The sequence below is a fragment of the Massilia sp. Root133 genome, assembly GCF_001426525.1.
Taxonomy (GTDB): Bacteria; Pseudomonadota; Gammaproteobacteria; order Burkholderiales; family Burkholderiaceae_D; genus Telluria; species Telluria orientalis.
The window spans coordinates 1-1,793 of sequence record NZ_LMEW01000030.1 but is presented as its reverse complement, the minus strand read 5'-3'; the positions used below and the strand labels follow the sequence as shown (position 1 = coordinate 1,793).

General features: G+C 61.1%; 2 protein-coding genes. Both read left to right on the top strand.

Translation table 11 applies throughout. The annotated features are described in order from the left end of the window. Positions 1 to 461: NF038129 family PEP-CTERM protein (locus tag ASD28_RS18115; RefSeq protein WP_056131106.1), on the top strand; the 461-nt coding region annotated here is incomplete at its 5' end. 367 nt (positions 462 to 828) lie between these two features. Next, positions 829 to 1,793 (top strand): alginate lyase family protein (locus tag ASD28_RS18110; RefSeq protein WP_200951828.1); only part of this gene is annotated, 965 nt, incomplete at its 3' end.

The following is a 1,793-nucleotide window of genomic DNA, read 5'->3' as shown; positions in this document are numbered from 1 at the left end:
TGTATTTCCTGGGCCTGGACGGCGCGCCGGCGGCGACCGCCATCGTGAGCAGCCTGACGGGCGCGCTCGACGGCGCGGCGGACCTGACGGGCACGGTCATGGGCACCGCGCCCGGTCCCTTCGTGTTCGGCAATGCCGGCGGCGGCGGTGACCTGGTCCAGGGCATCCAGCTGGGCGGCAAGTTCGGCTTCGACGTCAGCTTCACCATGCTGCCGGGCGACATCGGCACGACGTTCGGCTGGGCGCTGTTCGACACGACCCACTACCTGGGCGCCGACGGCGACCTGGGCAATCTGTTCCTGCAGCCGTTTGCACCCGCCGGTCAACAGATCCTCGTGGCGGCGCCCTCGACCCGCGTCAGCAGCTTGACGAAGATTCCGGAACCGTCGACGGCGGCGCTGATGCTGGTTGCCATGCTGGCGATGGTGGCGTGGCACCGGCAAGGCGTACGCCGGGTCTGATCCGTCCGGACGTCCCGACGTCTTCACCGAACCCCAGAAGCCGCCGTCCGGCTTTTGGGGTTTTTTCATTGTCCAGCGTGGCGAAAAATATGTACGCACCTGTTGAAATTAGGTCTACAATTGTATGGTATCGATAACGTACAATCCCATCCAGTGCACGTGGCAGCGCGACCGCCATCCAGCACGAGGCAGGAACGGCGAATCCGTCGATACAGCTGTAACCAAGACGTACTTCATATATTAAAAACCCATGGAGCCCGGTTCGGGTATGCAGTCGGCACTGCCGCGCCCTGCTTTCCGGTCCGTCTCCGGTCAAAAATGTTATCGGTAACCTAAATACGAAGAGGTTAAAAATGGGGAGACAGACATGAGAACGAATAAATTCGACAATGCGCTGAGGCGCATCGTCGCCATGGCATTTTCAGTCGGCATCGCGACGACGCTCGTACCTTTACCGGGCCAGGTCGCGATGGCGGATCCGATCGATACGTTGGTGACCAGTTACCAGCCGGTGATCACGGAAACGATCGACGCGAACGGCTTCAAGCACCCCGGGGTCGGATTGACCAAGGAAATGCTGGAGAACGCACGGACCCAGATCCTGGCGAAGAAGGAACCGTGGTACACGCATTTCAACATGATGCTCGGCTCCGCCTCCGCCTCGCGTACGCCGCGGATCAGGAACATGAACGGCAACGATCCCACCAAGCCGGCGTTTTACGGCCTGACGTCGCAAGGGCTGGAAGGCAACTTCATCGCAGATGCGGGTACCGTGTATACCCAGGCCGTCCTGTATCTCGTGACCGGCGACGACACCTATCGCAGCAACGCCATGCACATCATCCGTCTGTATTCGCAGATGGATCCCGCACAATACGCGTACTACACGGATTCGCACATTCATACCGGCATTCCGCTGCAGCGGATGACGACCGCGGCCGAAATCCTGCGCGCCACCAGCACGCAGACGCCGGCGCTCGCATGGACGGACGACGATACGGTCAACTTCTCGAGGAACCTGGTCACGCCCGTGATCCAGACCTTCGACAACTGCAACTGCCGGTTCATGAACCAGCACCTGTACACGACCATCGCCAAGATGTCCGGTTCGATCTTCATGGGCGACCGCGACGGATACAACCAGGCCGTCGAGTGGTTCATGGTCAACAAGGATGCGCCCGACCCCGCCTGGACTGGCTCGATCAAGCAATTGTTCCGGACGGTGACGAAAAACGACGCCACCGGCGAAGAGATTCCGCCGCAGATCCAGCACGTCGAGATGGGCCGCGACCAGGCGCACGGCGCCGGCGACCTCACCAACTCGGAAATCCT